At 35.4% G+C, this 23,623-nt stretch carries 21 protein-coding genes and 1 pseudogene; 7 read left to right on the forward strand and 15 right to left on the reverse strand.

Features of this window, described 5'->3' with window-relative positions; all coding sequences use genetic code 11:
- Nucleotides 1–125 precede the first annotated feature (125 nt).
- Together BW926_RS01135 and BW926_RS01140 are read right to left on the reverse strand one after the other, a co-directional pair.
- Nucleotides 126–416, reverse strand: coding sequence for a cytochrome C (locus BW926_RS01135; protein ID WP_076443561.1), 291 nt, complete (start codon nt 414–416; stop codon nt 126–128).
- 23 nt (nt 417–439) lie between these two features.
- Nucleotides 440–730 (reverse strand): c-type cytochrome, encoded by a 291-nt coding sequence (locus BW926_RS01140; protein ID WP_076443562.1) that lies wholly within the window; start codon nt 728–730, stop codon nt 440–442.
- A gap of 442 nt (nt 731–1,172) precedes the next feature.
- On the opposite strand from BW926_RS01140, the gene meaB reads away from it, so the two are divergent.
- The gene (gene meaB, locus BW926_RS01145; protein ID WP_076443563.1) at nt 1,173–2,156 is read left to right on the forward strand and encodes a methylmalonyl Co-A mutase-associated GTPase MeaB; all 984 of its coding nucleotides are present in this window, start codon (nt 1,173–1,175) and stop codon (nt 2,154–2,156) included.
- Here meaB and BW926_RS01150 read toward each other — a convergent pair.
- Nucleotides 2,153–2,695, reverse strand: a complete 543-nt coding sequence (locus BW926_RS01150; RefSeq protein WP_076443564.1) for a DUF4251 domain-containing protein — start codon at nt 2,693–2,695, stop codon at nt 2,153–2,155. The two genes, meaB and BW926_RS01150, sit on opposite strands and share 4 nt — an antisense overlap.
- 109 nt (nt 2,696–2,804) lie before the next feature.
- Between BW926_RS01150 and BW926_RS01155 the strand changes: the two genes are divergently transcribed.
- On the forward strand, nt 2,805–3,611 hold the full coding sequence (locus tag BW926_RS01155) for a M48 family metallopeptidase (protein ID WP_076443565.1): 807 nt from the start codon (nt 2,805–2,807) through the stop codon (nt 3,609–3,611).
- 92 nt (nt 3,612–3,703) lie between these two features.
- A complete protein-coding gene (locus BW926_RS01160; protein ID WP_076443566.1) occupies nt 3,704–4,018 on the forward strand; it encodes a hypothetical protein in 315 nt (104 codons plus the stop codon).
- Nucleotides 4,019–4,059: 41 nt separating this feature from the next.
- Here the strand turns inward: BW926_RS01160 and BW926_RS01165 are convergent, their stop codons facing one another.
- The 8 genes from BW926_RS01165 to pgi all read right to left on the reverse strand — a co-directional run bounded on the left by BW926_RS01165 (nt 4,060) and on the right by pgi (nt 11,648).
- The gene (locus BW926_RS01165; protein WP_076443567.1) at nt 4,060–4,671 is read right to left on the reverse strand and encodes an outer membrane beta-barrel protein; all 612 of its coding nucleotides are present in this window, start codon (nt 4,669–4,671) and stop codon (nt 4,060–4,062) included.
- Nucleotides 4,655–5,470 carry an ABC transporter ATP-binding protein gene (locus BW926_RS01170; protein WP_076443568.1) on the reverse strand — a complete coding sequence of 272 codons (816 nt, stop codon included), beginning with the start codon at nt 5,468–5,470 and terminating at the stop codon, nt 4,655–4,657. The genes BW926_RS01165 and BW926_RS01170 overlap by 17 nt, the downstream gene beginning before the upstream one ends.
- Nucleotides 5,470–6,222: an MlaE family ABC transporter permease gene (locus BW926_RS01175; protein WP_076443569.1), complete on the reverse strand. Its 753-nt coding sequence runs from the start codon at nt 6,220–6,222 to the stop codon at nt 5,470–5,472. Before BW926_RS01175 ends, BW926_RS01170 begins: the two co-directional genes overlap by 1 nt.
- Before the next feature lie 123 nt (nt 6,223–6,345).
- Nucleotides 6,346–7,716, reverse strand: coding sequence for an exopolysaccharide biosynthesis polyprenyl glycosylphosphotransferase (locus BW926_RS01180; RefSeq protein WP_076443570.1), 1,371 nt, complete (start codon nt 7,714–7,716; stop codon nt 6,346–6,348).
- A gap of 38 nt (nt 7,717–7,754) precedes the next feature.
- On the reverse strand, nt 7,755–8,384 hold the full coding sequence (locus BW926_RS01185) for a 7-carboxy-7-deazaguanine synthase QueE (protein WP_076443571.1): 630 nt from the start codon (nt 8,382–8,384) through the stop codon (nt 7,755–7,757).
- 7 nt (nt 8,385–8,391) lie between these two features.
- The gene (locus tag BW926_RS01190; RefSeq protein ID WP_076443572.1) at nt 8,392–9,276 is read right to left on the reverse strand and encodes a bifunctional 5,10-methylenetetrahydrofolate dehydrogenase/5,10-methenyltetrahydrofolate cyclohydrolase; all 885 of its coding nucleotides are present in this window, start codon (nt 9,274–9,276) and stop codon (nt 8,392–8,394) included.
- Between the two features lies 1 nt (nt 9,277).
- Nucleotides 9,278–10,006 (reverse strand): FkbM family methyltransferase, encoded by a 729-nt coding sequence (locus BW926_RS01195; protein ID WP_076443573.1) that lies wholly within the window; start codon nt 10,004–10,006, stop codon nt 9,278–9,280.
- The gene (gene pgi, locus BW926_RS01200; RefSeq protein ID WP_076443574.1) at nt 9,999–11,648 is read right to left on the reverse strand and encodes a glucose-6-phosphate isomerase; all 1,650 of its coding nucleotides are present in this window, start codon (nt 11,646–11,648) and stop codon (nt 9,999–10,001) included. The genes BW926_RS01195 and pgi overlap by 8 nt, the downstream gene beginning before the upstream one ends.
- 186 nt (nt 11,649–11,834) lie before the next feature.
- Between pgi and BW926_RS01205 the strand changes: the two genes are divergently transcribed.
- Nucleotides 11,835–13,265 (forward strand): glycoside hydrolase family 125 protein, encoded by a 1,431-nt coding sequence (locus tag BW926_RS01205; RefSeq protein WP_076443575.1) that lies wholly within the window; start codon nt 11,835–11,837, stop codon nt 13,263–13,265.
- Nucleotides 13,266–13,491: 226 nt separating this feature from the next.
- Here the strand turns inward: BW926_RS01205 and BW926_RS01210 are convergent, their stop codons facing one another.
- On the reverse strand, nt 13,492–14,400 hold the full coding sequence (locus tag BW926_RS01210; protein WP_076443576.1) for a DUF4349 domain-containing protein: 909 nt from the start codon (nt 14,398–14,400) through the stop codon (nt 13,492–13,494).
- Between the two features lie 206 nt (nt 14,401–14,606).
- Here BW926_RS01210 and BW926_RS01215 point away from each other — a divergent pair.
- Nucleotides 14,607–15,924, forward strand: a pseudogene (locus BW926_RS01215) (acyl-CoA dehydrogenase family protein).
- Nucleotides 15,925–15,962: 38 nt separating this feature from the next.
- Here BW926_RS01215 and BW926_RS01220 read toward each other — a convergent pair.
- From BW926_RS01220 to lon, 3 genes are all read right to left on the reverse strand, one after another.
- On the reverse strand, nt 15,963–16,340 hold the full coding sequence (locus tag BW926_RS01220; protein ID WP_076443577.1) for a DoxX family protein: 378 nt from the start codon (nt 16,338–16,340) through the stop codon (nt 15,963–15,965).
- A gap of 118 nt (nt 16,341–16,458) precedes the next feature.
- Nucleotides 16,459–17,571 carry an AI-2E family transporter gene (locus BW926_RS01225; protein WP_076443578.1) on the reverse strand — a complete coding sequence of 371 codons (1,113 nt, stop codon included), beginning with the start codon at nt 17,569–17,571 and terminating at the stop codon, nt 16,459–16,461.
- Between the two features lie 156 nt (nt 17,572–17,727).
- Nucleotides 17,728–20,133, reverse strand: coding sequence for an endopeptidase La (gene lon / locus BW926_RS01230; RefSeq protein ID WP_076443579.1), 2,406 nt, complete (start codon nt 20,131–20,133; stop codon nt 17,728–17,730).
- 261 nt (nt 20,134–20,394) lie between these two features.
- On the opposite strand from lon, the gene BW926_RS01235 reads away from it, so the two are divergent.
- On the forward strand, nt 20,395–22,542 hold the full coding sequence (locus tag BW926_RS01235; RefSeq protein WP_076443580.1) for a peptidylprolyl isomerase: 2,148 nt from the start codon (nt 20,395–20,397) through the stop codon (nt 22,540–22,542).
- Nucleotides 22,543–22,666: 124 nt separating this feature from the next.
- Complete coding sequence (locus BW926_RS01240) at nt 22,667–23,617, forward strand: MlaD family protein (protein WP_076443581.1); 951 nt, start codon at nt 22,667–22,669, stop codon at nt 23,615–23,617.
- The last annotated feature ends 6 nt before the right edge of the window (nt 23,618–23,623 follow it).

Genomic DNA, 23,623 nt, shown 5'->3' on the forward strand with positions numbered 1-23,623 from the left:
AAGGTTTACGAACGTAGTTCAGCCCTTGCGAACGAAAAATCAACGACCTAAAAGGCAAAAAATCTTTGCGTTAAAATAAATAAGCAAAATAAGAAATCAAAACAAAAATAGACTTCAAAAGAAGCCTATTTTTTATTTACAGATATTAGATAATCATAAACCATTTGATGTTGATCGTCGCTCAACTTGGCTTTTGGAGCCATTCTGCTAAGAGTATTTATCCATCCTTTATTATCGTGTTTTGCAGGGTCTGGTAATTTATGGCATCTGTTACACGAATTTTCGAAAATGGTTTTTCCCTGAGCCAATTGTTCAGATGAGGTGTATTTTGGCCCGGTCACGGCTACACTTTTCGGTCCGCACGAAACTAATATTGTGACAGAACCTAGAATCATACCCAAAATCAATTTTTTCATAATAATATCTTGTTTGAAGTGAATTATTTCTTCACAGACACGATATAATCGTACACCCACTGATGCTGCTCATCCGTAAGTTTCGCTTTTGGAGCCATCGAATTCATGATTCCTACCCACTGAACCGAATTGTGAGACGTCGGATCCGGTAATTTGTGACATCTTCCGCATGAATTTTCGAAGATTGTTTTTCCTTGTGTGATCTGCTCTGCTGTAGATTTAGAAACGGTTGGTGTTGCTGCTGTTGTTGCTTTCGGAGTACAAGATGCTAGCAAAACGGCAGTAAATGATACTACAGCGATTATTTTTTTCATGTTTTAAACTATTTGATTCAAACAAATGTAGGAAATTCCCTTTTCCATTGCTGAAATAGAGCTTAATTTAGAAGAAATACAAATTAGAAGGATGAATTAAAGTTAATGGTGAATTCTCAATTCTGGATTTTATTATTTTTTAGGAGCTTAATCCCGCTTTCTGCTATATCTTTTTTTCCATTGCTTTTCCCTTACCCAAAAAGGATGCCGCGGCAATCGGGGCTAGGGTGACAGTCTTTCATTAAAAATTCCGAAGTAGTCATAAAGTTTGTCATCCTGAAAGGATCTAAACTTGAATCTTTCCATTTTTTTCCAATACTAAGCCTAGATTCTTTCAGAATGACAAATTTTGAGGAAATAAATGTATTTTCATCAAAAAAAATTGACAAATGAAACGCATTCCCTCTTGACCATTGACTTTTAAATGTCTATTTTTGAATCAATGAAATTTTCTACAGAAGAGCTAATAGAAGGAATAAGATCAGGAAACAAACGCCTGATCGCAAAAGCTATTACATTAGTCGAAAGTAAAAAATCCGAACACAGACTTCAAGCCGAGGAATTATTAAAACAAATCATGCCTTTTACAGGAAATTCAATCCGAGTGGGCGTAACGGGAGTTCCGGGTGCGGGAAAATCAACTTTTATAGAAAATTTCGGAAGATTGGCCATTGCGAATGGCAAAAAAGTCGCTGTTTTAGCGATCGATCCCAGTTCGGCAATCAATAAAGGTAGTATTTTGGGTGATAAAACCAGAATGGAAGAGCTTGCCAAAGAAAAAAATGCTTTTATCCGGCCTTCCCCAAGCTCCGGGTTTTTGGGAGGCGTTGCCAATACCACTTTCGAAACAATGATGATCTGTGAAGCAGCAGGTTACGATTATATTCTCATTGAAACCGTTGGAGTAGGACAATCCGAAGTTTTGGTGGCGGATATTACTGATGTCTTTTTATTTTTAAAAATAATTGGCGGTGGCGATGAGCTCCAGGGCATCAAGCGCGGAATCATGGAAATGGTGGACGTGATTTTCATTAATAAGGTAGATAAAGACAACCTACAAAAAGCAAAAAACACCAAATTAGAATTAAAAAGAGCCTTAGATTTTATCCCTCCCAAAGAAAAAAACTGGAAAGTTCCTGTTTTACTGGGCTCCGCTTTAAATAATGAAGGTTTGAACGAAGTTTTTGAGAAAATTAATGATTTTATCCATCTTAAAAAGAAAATCGGCAGATTTCAGGAAATAAGAACCTATCAGGCAGAAAAACGTTTTGAATACTGGGTTCAGGAATATATTTTATCAATGATGAAGAAAAGTAATTCTTTGGAAGAAGCTTATATTCAGCACAAAAAAAACGCTTCGGCAATGATTTCCAATCCCAGTACCGAAGCAAAATTATTTGTAGAGAAACTTCTTACTAAAGATTAAGGCTTTTCTTTTTGTTCTTCATTTTTAGAAATATATCCGTCATAAGAAATTGGCTGTCTGTCATTACTTCTAATGGACGTAAATGCTTTTCCATTTTTGAATATTTCAATGATAATTTCATCCACTGTGCTCTGGTCGTTTACTTTAATCTTTACAATAGATTTTCCTTTTTTACCCTGAGTTGTATTTACTGTAAAATCTTTTGACGTAAATCTGTAACTGTTCTGGGCAGTATTTCCATACGTAGGGTTAAAAACTCTTCCAAAATATGGCAAAGTAACTTCCAATTTATCTTTTCTTATATCAATAGAATAATTGCTTCCCGAAAGGTCCAGAATCCTTGTAGAGGTAGAATTCGGCAATGAATTCATCACATTGATGACATCATAATTTGTAGGAGTTGCTCTTTGTGCATGAAATGAGAAATCCTGAGAGTTCACAAGGTTGGTTACCGTTTGGGAATCTATATTCTGGGCAGTATAGTTTTGGAAAAGAAATAAAAATCCAATAAGGAATATAATTGAAATATACTTTTTCATGATACTAAAAATTATTATTAAATTTAATAGCAAATTATATGCAAATATATTTCCTTCTATAAAGATTTTGGAACAAAAATTGTTAAGGTTGAACTTATACACTCGAACTATGAAAATAAAACACTTTTTAGGAATAGGAGCGGTTGCCCTATTAGTCGCTGCTTGTACGACAAACCCTATCACAGGTAGGTCTTCTCTGCAGCTTGCAAACAATTCGGAAATCATGACAATGTCTGCACAGGAATATAAAACGACATTGACAAAATCTAAAGTAATCACAGGAACAGCAGATGCAAAAAGGGTGATGAGTGTAGGATCGAGGATAGAGTCTGCGGCTGAAAGATATTACCAGCAGATAGGTCGTGCTGGAGATCTTGCAAATTATAATTGGGAATTTCACCTTTTACAAAGCAATGAACTGAACGCGTGGTGTATGCCTGGAGGAAAAGTAGCTGTTTATACAGGGATTTTACCGATTACAAAAAATGATAATGGGCTAGCTGTAGTTATGGGACACGAGGTTTCTCACGCATTGGCTGGACATGGAAATGAAAGAATTTCCCAGGCAATGATCGCTCAATACGGAGGGCAGATTTTGGGAGGGACAATTTCCAATGCCCAATGGGCAGGTATTTTCCAAAAGGTTTATCCCATCGGTTCACAGGTTGCTTTGCTAAAATATGGCAGAAATCAAGAATCTGAGGCGGATGAGATGGGATTATATTTAATGGGAATGGCAGGATATGACCCAAGGGAAGCAATTCCTTTCTGGAATAGAATGGAAGCTGCATCTAATGGAGAAAGACAACCGGAGTTTTTATCAACCCACCCGAATCCTGAAACCAGAATATCAGACATTAATAAAAATCTCCCTAAAGCCCTTGAATACTACAAGGCAGCAGGAGGAAAAATATAATTAATAATGAATTTTTAATCTTGAGTAGAGCCTTATTGAATTTTCGCTAATTTGGTAAGGCTTTTTAATTTTAACCATTTAAACACAATATTATGAAAAGTTTATCACTTACAGGGCTTATACTTTTGGCTGTTTCCGCTTTACTTTTTTATTTGACGACGGATTTTACCGTTGAGCAGATCAGAATGCCACATATTATGGGAATAATGGGAGGTATCGGAATTGGTTTAATTATTGGTGGAATGGTAGGCTATCTAAGTAAAGGAAGTGCAATAAAGGCTGAGCAGAAAAGAAAAGAATTCAAGCAATTGCAGAAAGATAAAGAAGAGCTTGAAAAGCAGGCTGCAGAGATAGCAAGACGTAAAGCCGAGATTCAATCTCAACAAAATCAAAATCCTCAAATCTAATGATCTGAGGATTTTTATATAACGTTAGTTTTTCATTAAAGTTAGAACTTGTATCCGACACCTACCATAAACAGATTCGGCCTGTTGTCGTATCTGATTTCTTCTCCTGAAACTTTGTTGATAAAATTTCTTGAATCTTTACTGAATGCACCTTCATACCTTGCATTCACTAGAAATTTTTTGATTTCCAGCTGCGCCCCGAGCTGATAACCCACCATAAAGTTGTCTCTTGCGTTTTCCTGAAAATCGTTGAAAGTATCTTTTTTACTCAGATTATAACTGGCCACCGGTCCTAAAAAAACGCCAAGCATATCTCCTAAAACCTTGTGTCCTACAAGAATCGGCAAATCAATACGGCTGCTTTTAATATCGAAAGTAGTATTTTCTGCCGTGAATTCATTTTTAAAATTTGTGTAATATAATTCCGGCATTATAAAAAATGCTGCAGGAAGATTTGCCTTTAATGAAAGCCCTATATTGAAGCCGACATTATTTTTTCCTTTTCCTTCAATTGCCTGGTTTACTGTTCCCTTGAAGTTTTTCCAAGAGGGTGAGCCCGTCGGGAAAATTAAATTGGCTTTACCTGCCAGTGAAATCTGAGCTGAAGCAAATAGGGAAAAACCTATTAACGCTATACTAAGAATCTTTTTCATTATCGTCTATTTTTGTAATTGTATTATCAATAGTCTTATTATTTTCAAGCAAATATTCTCTTAGTTCTTTGAATAGTTCTGATGAATAAACGAAATCAATTAAATTTTTATTGCCTGCCGTAATCAGAATGTCTTTATTACCTTCCCATTCTTTAATTCCTAATCTTAAGTAAACAATTTTCTCGCCAATCGTCATTACGGAATTCATATCATGCGTATTGATGATTGTAGTAGTATTATATTCTTTTGTGATTTCCAGTAGAAGGTCATCAATAACGTTGGATGTATATGGGTCTAGTCCGGAGTTGGGCTCGTCACAGAAAAGATATTTAGGATTGTTTACAATAGCTCTTGCAATGGCTACACGCTTCTGCATTCCCCCGGAAATTTCGGAAGGAAACTTTTTGTTGGCTTTATCCAGATGGACCCTGCCGATAACATCAAAAACACGTTTTTTCTTTTCTCTGTATGTAAGGTTTGTAAACATATCCAGGGGAAACATTATATTTTCTTCCACGGTTAATGAGTCAAATAGAGCACTCCCTTGGAAAACAGTTCCAATTTCCGAGCGAAGATGCTGCTTTTCTTCACGTGTCATTACATTGATATCTCTTCCGTCAAAAAGGATTTCTCCTGAAGTGGGCTGATAAACATTTAGTAAGCTTTTAAGGAAAACCGTTTTTCCAGAGCCGCTCTGCCCAATGATCAAATTTACTTTTCCTTTATCGAAAGTGGTTGAAATGCCTTTAAGTACTTCAACTTCGTCAAAACTTTTCTTTAAATTTTTTACCTCAATCATTAGCTTAATATTAATTGGGTTAATAGCAATTCGGAAAGGATAATGAATACCATCGTCCAAACCACAGCCTGAGTACTTGCTCTACCTACTTCAAGTGAACCCCCTTTTACATTGTAACCGAAATATGATGGTACTGTTGCAATAATAAAAGCAAAAACAATCGTTTTCGTAAATGCATAATAGATGAAAAGATTTGGCATATACATTTGAATACCAGTGATATAGTCGTTCGTTGTCCAGTTGCCAGTTAAAACTCCTGCAACATAACCTCCCCCAATACCAAATACAATACTAATGGCAATTAATAGAGGATTGAAAATTACACAGGCGATTATTTTAGGTAAAATAAGAAAGTTAGGCGAATTTACTCCCATAATATCCAATGCATCAATTTGCTCAGATACTCTCATTGTTCCAATACTTGAGGCAATATAAGACCCTACTTTTCCTGCTAGAATTAAACTAATAATAGTGGGTGAAAATTCCAGAACCAATACCGCTTTTGTAGCATATCCTACAAACGAAGGCGGAATCGGGAAGTCAGAAGCATCGAAGTTATTGAACATCTGGATGGCAACAACTGCTCCTACAAATATAGAAGTGAAGATAACCAACCCAAATGAGTTGACTCCCAAATCATTAATTTCTCTCATGAACAGTTTCCAGAACACTTTCATTTTCTGAGGTTTCTGAATAGATTTACCTAGAAGGATGATGTATTCTCCGACTGCTGTAAAAAACTTTTTTAACATTCTGCTAAATTAGACTTTTTTATTTAATTAGGTTAAGACTAAGGCTCAGACGATGTATGGATAAATATTAAAATTTTAATTTTTATAGCAAATTTGTTTTTGATCTAAGCCATAGTTTTGTCCTTATTTTGCATTTTTATCACCACCAATAACCAGGAAAATGGTTTTTAAAATAATAACCGAATCCAATACAAAACTCCAGTTTCTTACATAGAAAGCATCAGCCAAAACTCGTTTGTTCATCTCTACTTCTACATCACCTGCATCGCCACGGAGACCATTTACCTGTGCAAGGCCCGTAATTCCAGGGGTTACCATACTTCTTAAACTGTACCGTCCGATTTTTGGTTTATAATAATTGTCTACTGCCAGCATATGTGGTCTGGGACCTACAATTGACATTTCACCTTTTATTACATTCCAAAACTGTGGCATTTCATCCAGACTGGTTTTTCTTAAAAATTTTCCTATTTTGGTAATTCTTGTATCATTTTCTGAAGTTGTTTTGGTAGAAGATTCGTCATTTACTATCATCGTCCTGAATTTTATGCAATGAAAAACCTTTTCATGAAAACCATATCTTTTCTGTATGAAAAAAACAGGCCCTTTTGATGTACATTTTATTAAAATTGCAATAATCGGAAATAGCCACGAACAAATTCCAACTAGTACAAAGGCTGAAAAAGTGATATCAAATATTCTTTTCAATAAAAAGTTTGAATAATAATCCAAGGGATATCTTGCCTGATTGAGAACGGGCTGTGTCTGAATGTATCCCATGTCATAAAGAAAAAAATCACTTTGTGTGATGCTGGGAATCAGTGAGATATGAACCTTGTTGGCTTCGGCGAGCCTGAAAATCTCTTTTTCCGTGTCTTCGCTATAAGAGTTTTCTATAGGAATAAACAAGGTATGGATCCCGTTGGTTTTCCAAAATTCAATTAACTCTTGTGAATTTATTTTCAGATTTTTATATTCAAAAATTTTATATCCGTAATCTTTTCTGTCTGTTAAAATATTCTTTAAAACTTCCGTAGAACTATTTTCATTAAGGAACATAATATTTCTATTGTTGATCCCTAAGCTCCGGAAATATTTAATACCAAAATAAATCAATGATTTAGCAAGGAAAATAAGGAAAAACAAATAAAATGAAAGCCAATAAATATCCGAATTGAAAAATACATTATAACTGACCTTCCCAATTAATAACACTCCGAGAATAAACAGCAAAAAATGAAGGAGAAGACGTTCCAAAAATATTGTATAGGTGAGGTTTCTCGGTATATTATAGATCCTTGTCCTGCCACTGAGAAGCATCCAGAACAAAAACAATAACACCAAAGAGAAAATATTCTGATACCATGTTTCCTGATTGTATTTTAAGTCCTGATTTCTGCTTAAGAAAAAGAATATGAAAATAGATGCAATAACCAAAAGGTCAAGCAAAATAATGATTGATTTCAGGTATCTAGAGTATCGAATTTTCTGCATCTATGGGCAATTACGGATAAAAATGCTAAGATATTTTTTTACGGGATATTCAGATATTTGTGGGTTTGAACTGATGCTCTCCATTCCGGATTTTCCAAAATGAAGTCTGTAATTTTAAGGTACATTTCATCTCTTTTGCTCCATTCACTCTGAAGATATAACTTGCAGTTTTCCGAAACTTTAGCTGCCTGTTCCTGAGCAAATTTAAAATCGTTGTTATTGAAAACAATGACTTTAAGCTCATGAGCCTTAGCATAAATTTCGTCTTTTGGAAGTCCTGTTTTCTTTGGTGAGAGAGTGATCCAGTCGATATGTCCACTCATAGGATATGCTCCTGAAGTTTCAATATGAATGTTGCATCCCAATTCTTTTAACTTGGATGTTAAAATATCAAGATTCCACATTAGAGGTTCACCGCCTGTTAAAACAATGGTTTTACAATGTTTTGCCGCAGTTTCTGCAATTTCTTCTGCATTCATAAGCGGATGTAAATTCGGGTCCCAGCTTTCCTTTACATCACACCAGTGACACCCGACATCGCAACCACCCAATCTAATGAAATAGGCTGCTTTTCCCGTGTGTGCTCCTTCTCCCTGAAGAGTGTAAAAATGCTCCATCACAGGGAGCATTTTACCTTCTTTTAATAAAATATCTTCTTCTATTTTCATTTTAAAATTAGTCGTTATAGACCGAAGTTTTATAAGCGATGATGGTGTTTTTCATCAGCATTGCTCTTGTCATAGGCCCGACTCCTCCCGGAACAGGCGTGATCCAGCTTGCTTTTGCAGCACAGCTATCAAAATCTACGTCCCCTGCCAAATAATAACCTTTCGGAGAATCATTGTCTACTCTAGTAATACCTACGTCTACAATCACTGCACCTTCTTTGATCATGTCTCCTTTCAGGAAATGAGGATCACCTAAAGCCGTAATTACGATGTCTGCTTTTTTAGTATACTCTTCGATGTCTTTTGTGTAAGAGTGTGTCAACGTAACCGTTGAGTTTCCTGGGAAATCTTTTCTCCCCATCAGGATGCTCATTGGTCTTCCTACGATTTTACTTCTTCCGATGATCACACAGTCTTTACCTTTTGTTTCAATATTATATCTTTCCAATAATGTTAAAATTCCGAACGGAGTTGCAGGTAAAAATGTATCCATCTCTAATGCCATTTTACCGAAGTTTTCCGGATGGAAACCGTCAACATCTTTTCTTGGATCGATTGCGTTGATGATCTTTTCCTGATCGATCTGATCCGGCAAAGGCAACTGAACGATAAAACCATCTACTGATTTATCTTTATTAAGCTCTTCAATTTTTTCCAATAATTCAGATTCAGAAACCGTGCTTGGAAATTTCGCTAAGCTCGACTGGAAACCAACTTCTTCACAATCTTTTACTTTAGCATTTACATAAGCCTTGCTTGCTCCGTTGTTACCAACAAGAATAGCGACTAAATGAGGGGCTCTTCTTTTTGAAGCAATGATTTTTTCAACTTCGGCCTTAATTTCCTGTTTTATTTCTTTGGATACTTTTAATCCGTCAAGAATTTCTGCCATCTTACTTTTTATTATTTATTAGATTTTTATTAATTAAAGATATTTCTTCAAATGTCTCAGAAATACCAAAAATCAGAAAATCATGTTTTCTTAATTTTTCCAGCATATCGATTGTTCTCTGTTGTCCATTTTCAAAAAAACGTTCGTGTACTTCTACGAGAATCTGCCCAATTTCGACATCTGAATTTAATATACTTTCAATAACATTATATTCAAAACCTTCAATATCCATCTTTAAAACATCAATTTTTTTATGTTTCAGCATATGCGCAATATCTTGAAGTGATTGCAGCTGGACTTCAATCTTTATGTCCGAATCAACATTATTTTGCTGAACAAGACTTCCTGAGACATAATTTGGATTTTTAGGAAGATAAAAATAGTCTATTGCAGTTTTATTTCCAATTCCGGAACTGTAAAATCTAAAATTTTCATGTACCTGCCTGGATTTTATCCAATTAATTGATTTGGGAGTAGGATCAAAGCCAAAAACTAGACAATTATTATCTTTAATGATCTCTTCATCAAAAGAAATGTCTTCCCCGATACCGAAAGAATAAACAATAGAGTTTTTATCTAAAAATTCTGTTGCAACATAAAATCCGCCATAATCATTTCCCAACCATCTTTTAGGAATAGTGATATCCTTTTTAAGATGTTTTGTTGTTGAGCTTAAAGATAATTGAAAAAATTTAATTTTCCTTTTTAATTTGTTTATTGTATTAAGCATTCTTTTTATAATTTTTATAATAATTAATTAACCCATTCGTCGAAGAATCATGAGAGCTAACGGCTTCATTATTTTCAAGTTCCGGAAGGATTTTATTGGCTAAAACTTTTCCTAATTCCACTCCAAACTGATCGAAGCTGAAAATGTTCCAGATCACACCTTGAACGAAAATTTTATGCTCATACAAAGCAATTAACTGTCCTAATGAAAAAGGAGTTAATTCGTTGAATAATATTGAGTTAGTTGGTGTATTTCCGTGGAAGACTTTGTAATTTAATAGGAATTCAATCTCTTCATCAGACTTTCCTGCAGCTTTCAATTCTGCTTCAACTTCTTCTTCCGTCTTTCCAAATGCAAGTGCCTCAGTCTGAGCAAAAAAGTTAGCCAGTAATTTATCCTGATGATCAGAAACTTTATTCGGACTTTTTGCATACGCGATAAAATCCGCAGGAATTAATTCTGTTCCCTGGTGAATCAGCTGATAGAAAGCATGTTGCCCGTTTGTTCCGGGTTCTCCCCAAATGATCGGTCCTGTTTCATATTCTACAAATTCGCCGTTTCTGTCAACACATTTTCCGTTACTTTCCATATCTCCCTGTTGGAAATATGCCGGAAATCTGTCTAAATATTGTGAATAAGGAAGAATTGCGTAAGTCGTTGCTGCATAAAAATTACGATACCAGATTCCTAACAAGCCCATCAAAACAGGGATGTTTTCAGAAAATTCCGCTGTCTGGAAATGTCTATCCGTATCGTAAGCACCTCTTAATAATTGCTCATAATTTTCATAACCCACTGCAAGAACTATGCTTAAACCGATTGCGCTCCAAAGTGAATATCTTCCGCCAACCCAATCCCAGAATTCGAAGATGTTTTCTTCTGCAATTCCGAAGTCTTTAACGGATTGAATGTTAGTGGATAAGGCTACAAAATGTTTTGCTACATCTTTTTGTTTCCCAGCCTGTAAGAACCAATCTTTTGCTGAGTTTGCATTCGTCATTGTCTCTTGAGTCGTAAAAGTCTTAGAAGCAATGATGAACAAAGTTGTTTCAGGATTTAAATTTTTAACAACTTCTGCGATATGATTTCCGTCCACATTGGAAACAAAATGAACGTTTAACCTTGTTTTAAAATGCTTCAAAGCTGAAACGACCATCACAGGTCCCAAATCTGAACCTCCGATCCCGATATTTACCACATCTGTAATTTCTTTTCCGGTAAAACCTTTGTGATCTCCTGAAATAATGCTTTCTGAGAAAGATTTCATATGATCTAAAACTCTTCTGATCTGAGGTTTGATGTTTTCACCGTCTACCAAAATTTCTTTATCAGAAAAATCTCTCAAAGCGGTATGCAGAACTGCTCTCCCTTCTGTTTCATTGATCTTATCTCCCGAAAACATTTTAGAAATGGCGTCTTTCAATTGAGTTTCTTCTGCAAGATTTAATAAAAGCTCTTTTGTTCTTGAATCAATTAAATTTTTAGAATAATCGAAAAGAAAATTATCTCTTTTTAATGAAAATTCATTGAAACGGTTCGGATTGTAAGCAAAAAAGCTTCTTAAATCAAAATCGTTGTCTGCAAAATGTTCGTCAAGTGCTTTCCAGCTATTGGTTTGAGTGGGATTTATTTTTGACAGCATATTTTTAGAAATTAAGGTTTTGTGGCCCAGGATTTAGAATTTATTTTATTAAATCATTAAGCAAAATTATTGATTTGCAAATTTACGCAATTTAGTTCAAACCTATTAATTGAGAATTAAAAATCAATATCAAGGTTTAATGTAATTAGATTTAAATGTTTATTTTTAAAATATATTCTGAAAATTATGCTTGATAGAAGAAGTTTTATTAAAAAATCGTCACTGGGATTAGGCTTTTTGGCCGTGCCTGCATCTGCAAAAATCTTTTATACGGATGATTTTATTTCTAAAAGGCCAGATATTTCTAAAAGAAAATTCACTTCTGAAGCTGTTGAAAATACTATTAAGCAAATAAAAAATAACATTACTGACCCTGAGCTGGGCTGGATGTTTGAAAACTGTTTTCCCAATACTTTGGATACAACGGTAAAATTGTATCAGAAAAATAATAAGCCTTACACTTATGTAATTACAGGAGATATCGATGCGATGTGGCTTAGAGATTCTTCTGCGCAGGTTTATCCTTATTTAAGCCTCGCCAACAAAGATGAAAAGTTGAAAAACCTTTTAAAAGGCGTTATCAATAAGCAGGTTGAATGTGTTCTTCTTGATCCATATGCCAATGCTTTCTTTGATGATTCCAGTAAAATAAGCGAATGGAAAGATGATTTAACTCAAATGAAACCGGGTATTCATGAACGGAAATGGGAAGTTGATTCTTTATGCTACGTGATGCGTTTGTGTTACAATTATTGGAAAACGACCGGCGATTCTTCAGTTTTTGATGCAGACTGGAAAAAGGCAATGCTCTTGATTTTAAATACTTTTAAAGAACAGCAAAGAAAAGAGTCAAAAGGGCCTTACAGATTCCAGCGTGCCAACGGAAACCCTTTGGATACACAATTTGCAGGAGGTTTCGGGAATCCTACGAAAAAAGTAGGATTGATTCATTCCATGTTCAGACCTTCTGATGACGCGACTTTTTACCCATTTTTGATTTCTTCCAATATGTTTGCAGTTGTTTCTTTAAGAGAAACTGCGGAAATTTTTTCTACTATTTTAAAGGATGAAAATTCTGCCAATCAATTTAAAAGTTTAGCAAAAGAAGTGGATGAAGCGATTCAGAAATATGCTATTTTAAATCATCTGGAAGCCGGCAAAATTTATGCTCTGGAAATTGATGGCTTCGGAAATGCTTTGTTTATGGATGATGCGAATGTTCCGAATTTATTGTCAATTCCGTATTTGGGATATGCCTCAAAAAACGATGAAGTTTATAAAAATACAAGGAAATTTTCTTTAAGCAAAGCAAATCCGTGGTTTAGCGAAGGAAAATTTGCGAAAGGAATCGGCGGGCCTCACATTGGCGAACATAAAATCTGGCCTCTTGGCTTAATTATGCAGGCTTTGACAACGGATAATGACGAAGAAATTATTTCCTGCTTAAAAATGTTAAAAGCTACTCACGCCGGAACCGGGTTTATTCATGAATCTTTTGATGTAAACAATCCAAAAGATTTCACAAGATCTTGGTTTGCTTGGGCAAATACACTTTTTGGAGAACTGATTCTTTATCTTCACAAAACAAAGCCTGAAATTTTAAAACAAAAATTTTAAGCATAAAAACCTCTGGAAAAAATCTGGAGGTTTCTTTGTTTTAAACATTAAGGAATTGAGATAATTTTAGCTTTAAAGGATGTTAAGAATTTGGCGAAGCCAAATAATAAGCGTTGTGCTTCAAAACATCTTTGATGTTTCCTTAATGCATCTTAACAACTAAAATAATCTTAATGTTTAAATTAAAAGACATGTAAATATATAGATAACCAAAGGTTAGAATTGCTTATATTTCTGTTGTTGATTCTTTTTTTGAGGGCTTTCTTTTTCTTAAGAAATAGACGATTACGGTTCCGATTAGTATCAATGGCCAAACAGTAATTAATCCCACAATAATTTTTTGAATTAAATAATATCCTTCCACAAAAGCGGATTTTGCGCTGTAAACGAAAGCAAATTTATATTTGTCATCGATATTTTTTGTGTTGATGACGGCGATTTCAGCGGTACGAAGCTTCGGTTCTTTAATGAAAATATCAATCGTGCTGTATTTTAACTGATCTGTCATGTTCATGCTTTGGAATTGTTGGCTGTTTCCTTCTTTCATATTGTCATCACCCATCGCCACTTTATCTTTATTGACTTTCATTTGGGCAATATTGTCGGTCGTTTTTTTATTTCTCTGAGCTTCCAAAGCCGAATATTTGATGTTGGCTGTAACGTCTTCTGCATTGATGGATCTTGAATTTAAGAATAGTTTTTTATCATTAATTAAAGTAAGTAACTCTCCTAATTTTTCGGTCGGAACTCTCAATTGCATTCTGTTTTCGGTCTGATATTTTTTCACTAAAACAGCGTCTTCGTTCGAAGTGTTGTAAGTATCTTCGGAAACTATATTACTTTGCAGATTGCTTTGGGTAACGAATCCTCCCAATTCCTGAACCGATTTTTCAATGGAAATCGTTGCTTCATAAACGTCTTTCACTTCCATATTTACATCTGCGGTTTTGATGAACTGCTTGTCTTTTACCTTCATGGTTGCAACAGAAGAAATGCTGTCCGAAGTTACAACTGCTGCAGAATCAGCTGTAGCATATGCATCAAGTTCTGTTGCAGAAACTTCTCCTTTTTTACATGAATAAATTCCTAATAAAAGTGCCGTTGCGATGGATAACCTGATGTAAGTAGTTTTCATTGTATTGATTTTTAATGTTTTGCTTATCCCAAAGTTCAGTCGGAATCATTTGTAAAGTTTGAAAATCGCAGGTAAAAACTTTGTAAAGAGAAATTCTGTTTTAATTATTTTAAAATCAATGTTTTGTAAAATAAAATCAATGAAAGGCGTTTGTTTTCGGATTAATTTTTGCTTAACTTTTACAAATCAAACACACAACATTTACTATGTCAAATACTTTTTCCAAAATCAGAAACGCGATAGATTTATTTAGATCAATAGATTTTGATCAGTTGAGTGCCATTTCTCAAAAAGTTGACCTTCCAAAACTGATGCAAAACTTCTCCAAACTCGATGACAAACAGCTTGGAGGTTTAATGAAAATGTTCGATCCAAATAAAAAGAAAAAAGAGCTTCCGCCCATTGACGGTGATTTCTACGATATTTATCACACTTTAAGCCCTGAACAAAGGGAAATTCAATTAAAAGTAAGGGCTTTCATGGAAAAAGAGGTGAAACCGTTGGTGAATCATTATTGGTTGCGTGACGAATTTCCTGTTGAATTAATTCCAAAATTTCAAAAACTGGATATTTGCGGTGTTACTTATGAAGGTTATGGATGTCCCGGAATGCCCTTTTTAATGGAAGGAGTTTTAGCAATGGAAATGGCTCGAGTTGATGCTTCGATTGCAACTTTTTTTGGAGTACAATCCGGTTTGTCGATGGGTTCGATTTATAATGCAGAAGTTTGAAAAAATCGGAGCTTTTGGTTTAACGGAACCTGAAGTGGGTTCCGGAGCAGCGGGAGGTTTAACGGTGACCTGCAAAAAAACGCCGGAAGGCTGGATTTTGAATGGGCAGAAAAAATGGATAGGAAATGCAACCTTTGCCGATTTAGTTATTATTTGGGCTAGAGATTTAGATGATGGTGAAGTAAAGGGTTTTATTGTTGAAAAGGATAATCCGGGTTATTCTGTTGAAAAAATTAAAGGAAAAATGGCGTTGAGAATTGTTCAAAACGGTTTGATTACGTTAAAAGACTGTTTGGTAACAGAAGAAAACAGATTACAAAATGCAAATTCATTTAAAGATACGGCAAAAGTTCTAAGAATGACCAGAGCCGGAGTGGCTTGGATGGCAACAGGTTGTGCGCGAGGAGCTTATGAAAGTGCATTAGATTATACCAGAAAAAGAGAACAGTTTGGAAAACCGATTGCTTCTTTTCAAATGATTCAAGGGCATTTGGTGGAAATGTTGTCGAATTTAACGGCGATGCAAACAATGGTTTTCAGGCTTTCCGAAATGCAGGACGAAGGTATTTTAAAAGACGAACACGCTTCTTTAGCGAAAGTTTTCTGTACATTAAGAACAAGAGATATCGTTTCCAGAGCGCGTGAAGTGATGGGCGGAAACGGAATTTTGCTTGAATATGACGTGGCAAGATTTGTCGCTGACGCAGAAGCCATTTATTCTTATGAAGGAACAAAAGAAATCAATTCACTGATTGTTGGAAGATCGATCACGGGATTCAGCGCATTTGTATGATGTTGAAAGTCAATGATCAATTGTGAATTTGCTTTTTATCAGCTTACTAAGGTTTTGTATTTTTCTTTGTTATCTATGATCATCCAAAGATTAATTAGGAAAAGAACAACTGAAATAATAATTCCAGTTTGAGATTGATCTCTGCAAAGGTTATGTAATAATATTCCCACCATTACTGGGAGAATAATAATCGCTCCTAAAGCTCTGGTTTTTGGAAAAATAAACAGCAACCCGCCAATAATTTCTGCTGCACCAACTAATGGCATCAACCAGCCAATTTCGCCGAATGCAGCATATACCTTCATTTGGTCATCGGTTAATTTTGGCATCGGATTGTAATGGAAGAACTTATCTAATCCGGCATTGATAAACATTAGCCCGAAAAGTAAAGACAGGATAAATTTTACGATTTTCATGATTGACGATTTTAATCAAATTTAAATAAAATTACAATTCGTTGAATGAAAATCAAATAAAATTTTGAATATTTGAAAATTATTCGTCACTTATTGCGTATTATCTGTTGTTCATAAATCAATCCATTTCTTCCAGTGTAATATTTTTCGAAATTTTGTATTTCTTTTTCTTTTTGTGTGGCTTTTCTTCTTCACCCAAAAGTTTTCCCCAAGGCTGTAAACCTTCTACTCTTTCAAAAATAATTTTTAAAATCGCAATGGCAGGGATACAAAGAAACATTCCCGCAATTCCCCAAAGATGTTCACCTATGATAATTCCAAGAAAAGAAAATAGCGCATTGATCTTTACTTTTGAACCTACCACAAAAGGTAAAACGATATTTCCGTCCACGATATGAACACCAATATAGCCGATGATTACATAAATGCATGTGGATGGGGGGGTAGTTGCAAACGCAATGAAGCACGAAATTAAAAGCCCAATACAGATTCCCAAGTATGGAATAACATTTAATAAACCTGTTAAAACTCCCAAAAGAATAGCATACTTTACGCCTAAAATTGTTAATAAAATTGAAGCTAAAATAGAGACAATAACCACTTGCAAACACAGCCCGGAAATATATTTTTTGGTCATAATTCTCACCTCATTTACCACTTCCTGAACACTGAGTTTATGCTTTTCATTAAAAACCTCTACAATGAAATTATTTAAAATCCTTCTGTAATTTAAGATAAAAATGAAAAACAAAATAAAGAAAACAAAAAAGCCAAGTCCTGTTGAAAAAATTCCAAATGTGAATCCCAAAATAACTCCAGATGATGAAAGAAGCTTGTTCAAGCCCTTATCCAGGTAATCCAATTGTTCATCAATTTTTACATGAAACGTTTTTGAAACCCATTCCTGAAAATCATTGAAAACATTTGTAAACTGTACCCTCAGATGCGGAATATCCTTACTGAAATCAGATAATTGAGATCCGAAAAAATACACCAGCCCCGTTAAAATCATCAGCATGATCAAAACAGAAGTCATAGTAGACAAAGACCGTGAAAATCTTAACTTTTTTTCCATAAAAGAAGCCGCCGGCAAAAAAAGCATCGCCATAAGGAATGCCAAGAAAAAAGGAGCCAGAATACTTTCACCTAATGCCAGAAGATAACCGATCCCAATAACCGAAATGACAACAAGTGTGAGTCTGACCAAAAAAGGTAATCGAATAAAATTCATAATTTCAAAAATCTGCTGTATAAAAATAAGGAAAACCCTTCAAACTAAAGGGGATATTTTGGAAGTTAACTATTTTTATGAATATAAAAATTAAAAACACGTCTCAAAATTCTTAGACAGGCTTTATTTATATTGAAAAAATTAATATGCTATGAATTATTTTTCTATAGCAATATCAATTACTTCTTCCATGCGGTTAACATAGTGAACATTGAGGTTTTTCAGATAATCTTTTTTGATTTCTTCAACGTCTTTTCTGTTGGCTTCGCAAAGAATCACCTCTTTAATTCCTGCTCTGGTTGCAGCCAGCAATTTTTCCTTAATTCCACCTACAGGAAGTACTTTTCCCCTAAGGGTAATTTCCCCGGTCATGGCGAGATGAGGTTTTACTTTTTTATTTTTATAGGAAGAAACCATTGAGGTGAGCATTGCAATTCCTGCAGAAGGCCCGTCTTTCGGGGTTGCTCCTTCCGGAACGTGAACGTGGATGTTTTTCTTTTCTATGTCATCCTGAGAAACTCCAAGTTCATCGTATTTTGCTTTGATATATTCTAGCGCGATTGTGGCAGATTCCTTCATTACTGTTCCCAAGTTACCCGTCATGGATAAAGCTCCTTTACCATTGCTTAAAATACTTTCTATAAACAAAATATCTCCGCCGACGCTTGTCCAGGCAAGCCCCGTTACAACTCCCGGGACGTCAGTTAATTCATATAAGCTTTTAGGTCTTGGTACACCCAGAATTTCATCTACTTTTTCAAGAGATATTTTTGTATCATATTCTTTTGCCAAAGCCGTTTGCAACGCGACCCAACGAGCAATCGAAGCAATTCTTTTCTCCAAAGATCTTACACCACTCTCCGAGGTGTGTGCTTCTATAATATGTTTCAGTTCGGAATTCCCAAGTTTGAATGATTTTGAATCTAAACCGGTTTCTTCCTGCTGTTTTTTGATTAAATGTCTTTTGGCGATCTCAATTTTTTCCTCCATAGTGTATCCTGCAATCTGGATGATTTCTGTTCTGTCCAGTAAAGGAGTCTGTATAGTTGAAAGCGAGTTTGCGGTTGCAATAAACATTACTTTGGACAAATCGTATCCCATTTCGAGGAAATTGTCGTAAAAAGATTTATTTTGTTCAGGATCAAGTACTTCTAAAAGTGCTGAACCGGGGTCACCGTGTAACCCCTGTCCGATTTTATCAATTTCATCCAAAACAATCACAGGATTGGAAGTCCCCGATTTTTTAATCGATTGAAGGATTCTCCCTGCCATTGCTCCAATATAGGTTTTTCTGTGGCCACGGATCTCACTTTCATCATGAAGGCCACCTAAGGAAAGTCTAACATATTTTCTTCCAAGCGCATCAGCGATGGATTTACCCAACGAAGTTTTACCCACTCCCGGAGGTCCTGCCAAAAGAAGAATAGGAGATTTCATGTTATTTTTCAATTTTAAAACCGCCATGTGCTCCAAAATTCTTTTTTTGATATCTTCTAATCCGAAATGGGCTTTATCTAATATTTTCTCAGCTCTTGTAATGTCAAAAACATCCTTAGTGTATGTTTCCCAAGGAAGATCAGTAAAGAAATCCAGATAGTTTCTCTGAACATTATAATCCGGAGAGTTGGGGTTCTGGCGTTGTAATCTGCTGACTTCCTTTTGGAAATGTTCTTCTATTTCAGCGCTCCATTTTTTCTTCCTTGCTTTTCGGATTAGATCTTCAACGTCGTTTTCCGGTCCGCCGCCCAGTTCTTCCTGAATGGTTCTTATCTGTTGATTCAGAAAATATTCTCTCTGCTGCTTGTCAAGATCCTTTGATGTTTTCTGATGAATCTGGTTTCTCAATTCCAATTTTCTGAAATCTTCATGCATCATTTCATAACATTTATTGGCTCTTTCCATTAAGTTTTTCTCTTCAAGCAGTTTTTGCTTTTCAGTGGAGGGGAAATTAGCATTCGTGCAGATGAAATTTAATAAATCATCATTATTATTGATGTTTTTTATTGCAAAATTCGCTGCATTCGGAATATTCGGATCCAGCTCGATTATTTTTAAGGCAAGATCCTTAATATTTTCCAATAGAGCTTCATATTCTTCCTTATTCTTGGGCTTTACATCTTTCAATTTGGAAATTTCTGCTTTAAAATAAGGTATTTTTTCAACGATTTTTTTGATCTTAAACCTATGAAAGCCTTTTGTAATAACCGTAATATTTCCTTCAGGTAGCTTTATGATTTTAATGATTTTCGCCAATGTGCCGATTTGGTAAAGATCACTTTCGGAAGGCTGTTCCAAATCCGAGTTCTTCTGGCTTACGATTCCAATAAAATCACCATTGATCTGAGCTTCTTCAAGAAGTTGTATGGATGTTTTTCTCCCTGCTGTAATAGGAATGACAACGTTCGGGAACATTACCATGTTTCTTACGGGAAGGATAGGGAATATCTTTTGTTCAGAATTTTTTTCTGTCTCCGCCAGATCCGCCAGATTGATCTCTTCAGCTACAATATCAAATCCGTCACTTATCATTTCTTCTAAACTTATGTCTTCAAATTCTGTCATAGTACATCGAATGACAAATTGTCACTCTTGTTTTAATTCGTTAATGTGAAATTCCAAAATATGCTTTAAATTAAGGAAAAGTATGTCATGTTAGTTTAAATTGCACAAGAGGTATGCCATTCGTTTTTTACTAAAAAATATGGTCAAAATTTCCTTTTTTATAAAAATTAAATTTTTAAACTTAAAATAAAGAGCTTATACTTCCGTAATTTCTTAAAAATGTGTATTTTCGCAAACTGATAAAAAACTATAATTTATATAATGGCAATTTTAGGACAAATTAGGAGTAGACCTTGGCTTTTGATGGGAGTAATTGCATTGGCGCTTTTGGCGTTCCTTGTAAACCCCGATAGTATTGATAAGGTTTTTGGTAAAAATCCTGATGTTTTAGGAAAAGTAAATGGTGAGAAAATTACCCGTGAAGAGTTTAATGATCAGCTTTTCGTGTTGCAGCAGCAGGCGGATCAGCAGGGTCAGCCAAAGTCAGGTCTTGAAGAACAGGCTTGGCAATTGCTCGTACAATCGAAACTGATCAAGCAGCAATTCGAAAAGCTGGGCTTTGAAATGACGGAAGATTATTTCTGGAACCAAATCCAGTATGATCAGATGTTTGCTCAGCAGAAGCAGTTCTTTGATGAGAAAGGTAATTTCAAAACTCAGGAGCTTAAAAAACAAATCGAAGATATGAAGGCTGCGTCGCCGGAAGGGTACAACCAATGGTTGAAAACCAGAAAAACAATCGAGTACAGATTGATGGCGAGACAGGTTTTTGCTAATATTTCTCAAGGTATTACCACAGGTAAAAAAGAGGCGGAAGAATTAATGAAACAGAGAGATCAGCTGGCTGATATCGACTTTGTGAAAATTGATTACGCTTCTTACCTTCAAAAAAATAATATCAAAGTTACTACTGAAGATTTAGCAAATTATATCAAACAACATCCTATAATGTTTAAAGCTGATGAGAGCAGAAACTTAGGGATCGTTTATTTTCCTTCTCAGCCAAGCGCAGCAGATGATGCGATGGCTCAGAAAGAAATTACTAAACTGTTTTCAGGAGGTACTGATGCTAGTGGAGGTACAGAAAATTTCCAGAATACCAAAAACGACTCTATGTTTGTAATGGCAAACTCTGATATGCCTTTCAGCCCTCAGTATTTGAAGCCAAATCAATTGCCGCAGACTATCCAGACACAGATTCCTTCTGCTGCTATAGGACAGATGTTCGGGCCATACAAAGAGCAAAACTTCTATGTAGTTTCTAAACTTTTGAACAAAAAGACTTCAGATTCTACATTGTCTAGACATATTCTTATTGCTTTCAAAGGAAGCCCTGCAGGAGAAGGTGTTACAAGATCTAAAGAACAGGCTAAGAAATTGGCAGATTCCATCGGAGCTATTGTAAAAGCTAATCCTGGTAAATTCACAGAATTCCTTAAATTATCTAACGATCCAAACTCTGCTGCACAAGGGGGTAGTCTTGGATGGACAACTCCTGAAACGCCTTTCGTTCCTGAATTCTTAAAGTATTTGGCGAACAATCCTAAAGGTGCAACAGGTGTTGTAGAAACTCAGTTCGGTTATCATATCATCAATATTGAAGATAAGAAACCTGGAGCAATGGCTTACAAAGTGGCAAACTTAGTAAAAGCTGTTAAGCCTTCTGATGCCACAGAAGCTGAAACTGATAAGAAAGCAAGAAGATTCATCCAACAAGTTCAAGGAAAATCTTTCAACGATTTCGTTAATATTGCTAAGAAAGGAAACTATAAGTTCTCAAATCCTAAGCAGGCAAAAAGATTTGACGGTCAGCTTCAGGGGTTAGGAACAGATAAAGATGCAGAAATCCTGGCTTGGGCTTTCGATAAAAAGAGAGAAAAAGGAGATACTGAATTCTTTACTGTAGACGGAACAGGAGATAAAATTGTAGTTTATCTAAATGGTAAGCAGGAAAAAGGAACTGCGGATCCTGAATCTGTAAGAGATCAGATTGAAGTTGTGGTTAAAAATAAATTAGCTGCAAAACAGATTTCCGAAAAAATTGGAAAGGCAGGAAGCTTAGATCAGATTGCAAAACAGTTCGGAACCACAAAACAGTCTGCGCAGGTTAATCTGTTAAACCCATCTGTAGCAGGTTCTATGGAGCCAAAAGTTGCAGGGGCGGCATTCGGGGTGAAGAAAGGACAGCTTTCTAAACCGGTTGAAGGGGGAACAGGAGTTTATGTTTTAATTAAAAAGAACGAGACGGTAAACAAACAGCCTGGAGATCTTAAGCAGTTTACAGAATCAATTAATCAGAGAAATGCAGGGATGTTTGGTCAGGCCTGGCTAAAGAGTTTGCAGGATAATGCTGATATTGATGACTACAGAATCGAGATTTGGAATAAATTAGGTTCTCAGCAACAATAAGAAATTAATTAATGAGATAAAAAGCGGCAAATTTTTTGCCGCTTTTTTGTATTTAGCGCAGAGCAATACAGAAAAACATTAATTTTAAATGTAGTATATTTGCTCATTAGAAAAAATTTAGCAAGTGAAGTTCAGTAAAGAATTAAAAGCTGGTGTGATCGCACTTATAGCCATAGTTGGTTTCGTGATCTTATTTCAATTTATGAAGGGCAGAAGCCTATTTACTACCGATAATATATTTTACGCAAAGTACGACAATGTAGAAGGATTGGCACAATCTTCACCCGTTTCTATTAATGGTTTGAAGGTGGGGCAGGTCGATAAGATCATTCCTCATACGGCAAAAGACGGGAAAATCAATTTCGTTGTAAAAATCACGATTGATAATAATTTTGAGTTTTCAAAAAATTCAACACTGGAGATTTTTGAGCCGGGATTGATGTCCGGAAAAGAGATGAGGGTAAATCTTGCTTACGGAGGAGCAACAGCAAAAGATGGTGATACATTACAAGGTGCTTTTAAATTGGGAACTTTGGGAAGCCTTTCTTCTCAGGTAGGTCCGGTGAAAGATCAATTACAGACGGTGTTATATCGTGTAGATTCCTTAATGTCTAATGCAAACCAAATCGTTGATGATCAAAATAGGGCAGAAATAAGGGCTTTGCTTTCAAATCTTAATAAAACTGTAGCGGCATTACAAACAACAGCAGGAAGTGTTAATACTTTGGTTGGCCACAATGATCCGAAGCTTCAGAAAGTATTGGATGATGCAAGTGTTACAATGCAGACTGGTAAAGTTACTTTAGATAAATACGGAAACCTCGCAGAAAGCATTGATACTAAAAAATTGAATGCTGCCATTTCCAATTTAGATGCAACAGTAGGAAGACTTAATGATGTAATTGGTGGGATCAACAACGGACAGGGAAGTTTAGGAAAACTGATGAAAGATGAGCAGTTGTATAACAATTTAAATTCTGCATCTACCAACCTGAATTCATTAATCGAAGACATGAAAGCAAATCCAAAGAGATACATTAATTTCTCGGTATTTGGCAAGAATAATAAAGACTAATACATA

It is taken from the genome of Chryseobacterium sp. RU37D (assembly GCF_900156075.1).
GTDB lineage: Bacteria > Bacteroidota > Bacteroidia > Flavobacteriales > Weeksellaceae > Chryseobacterium.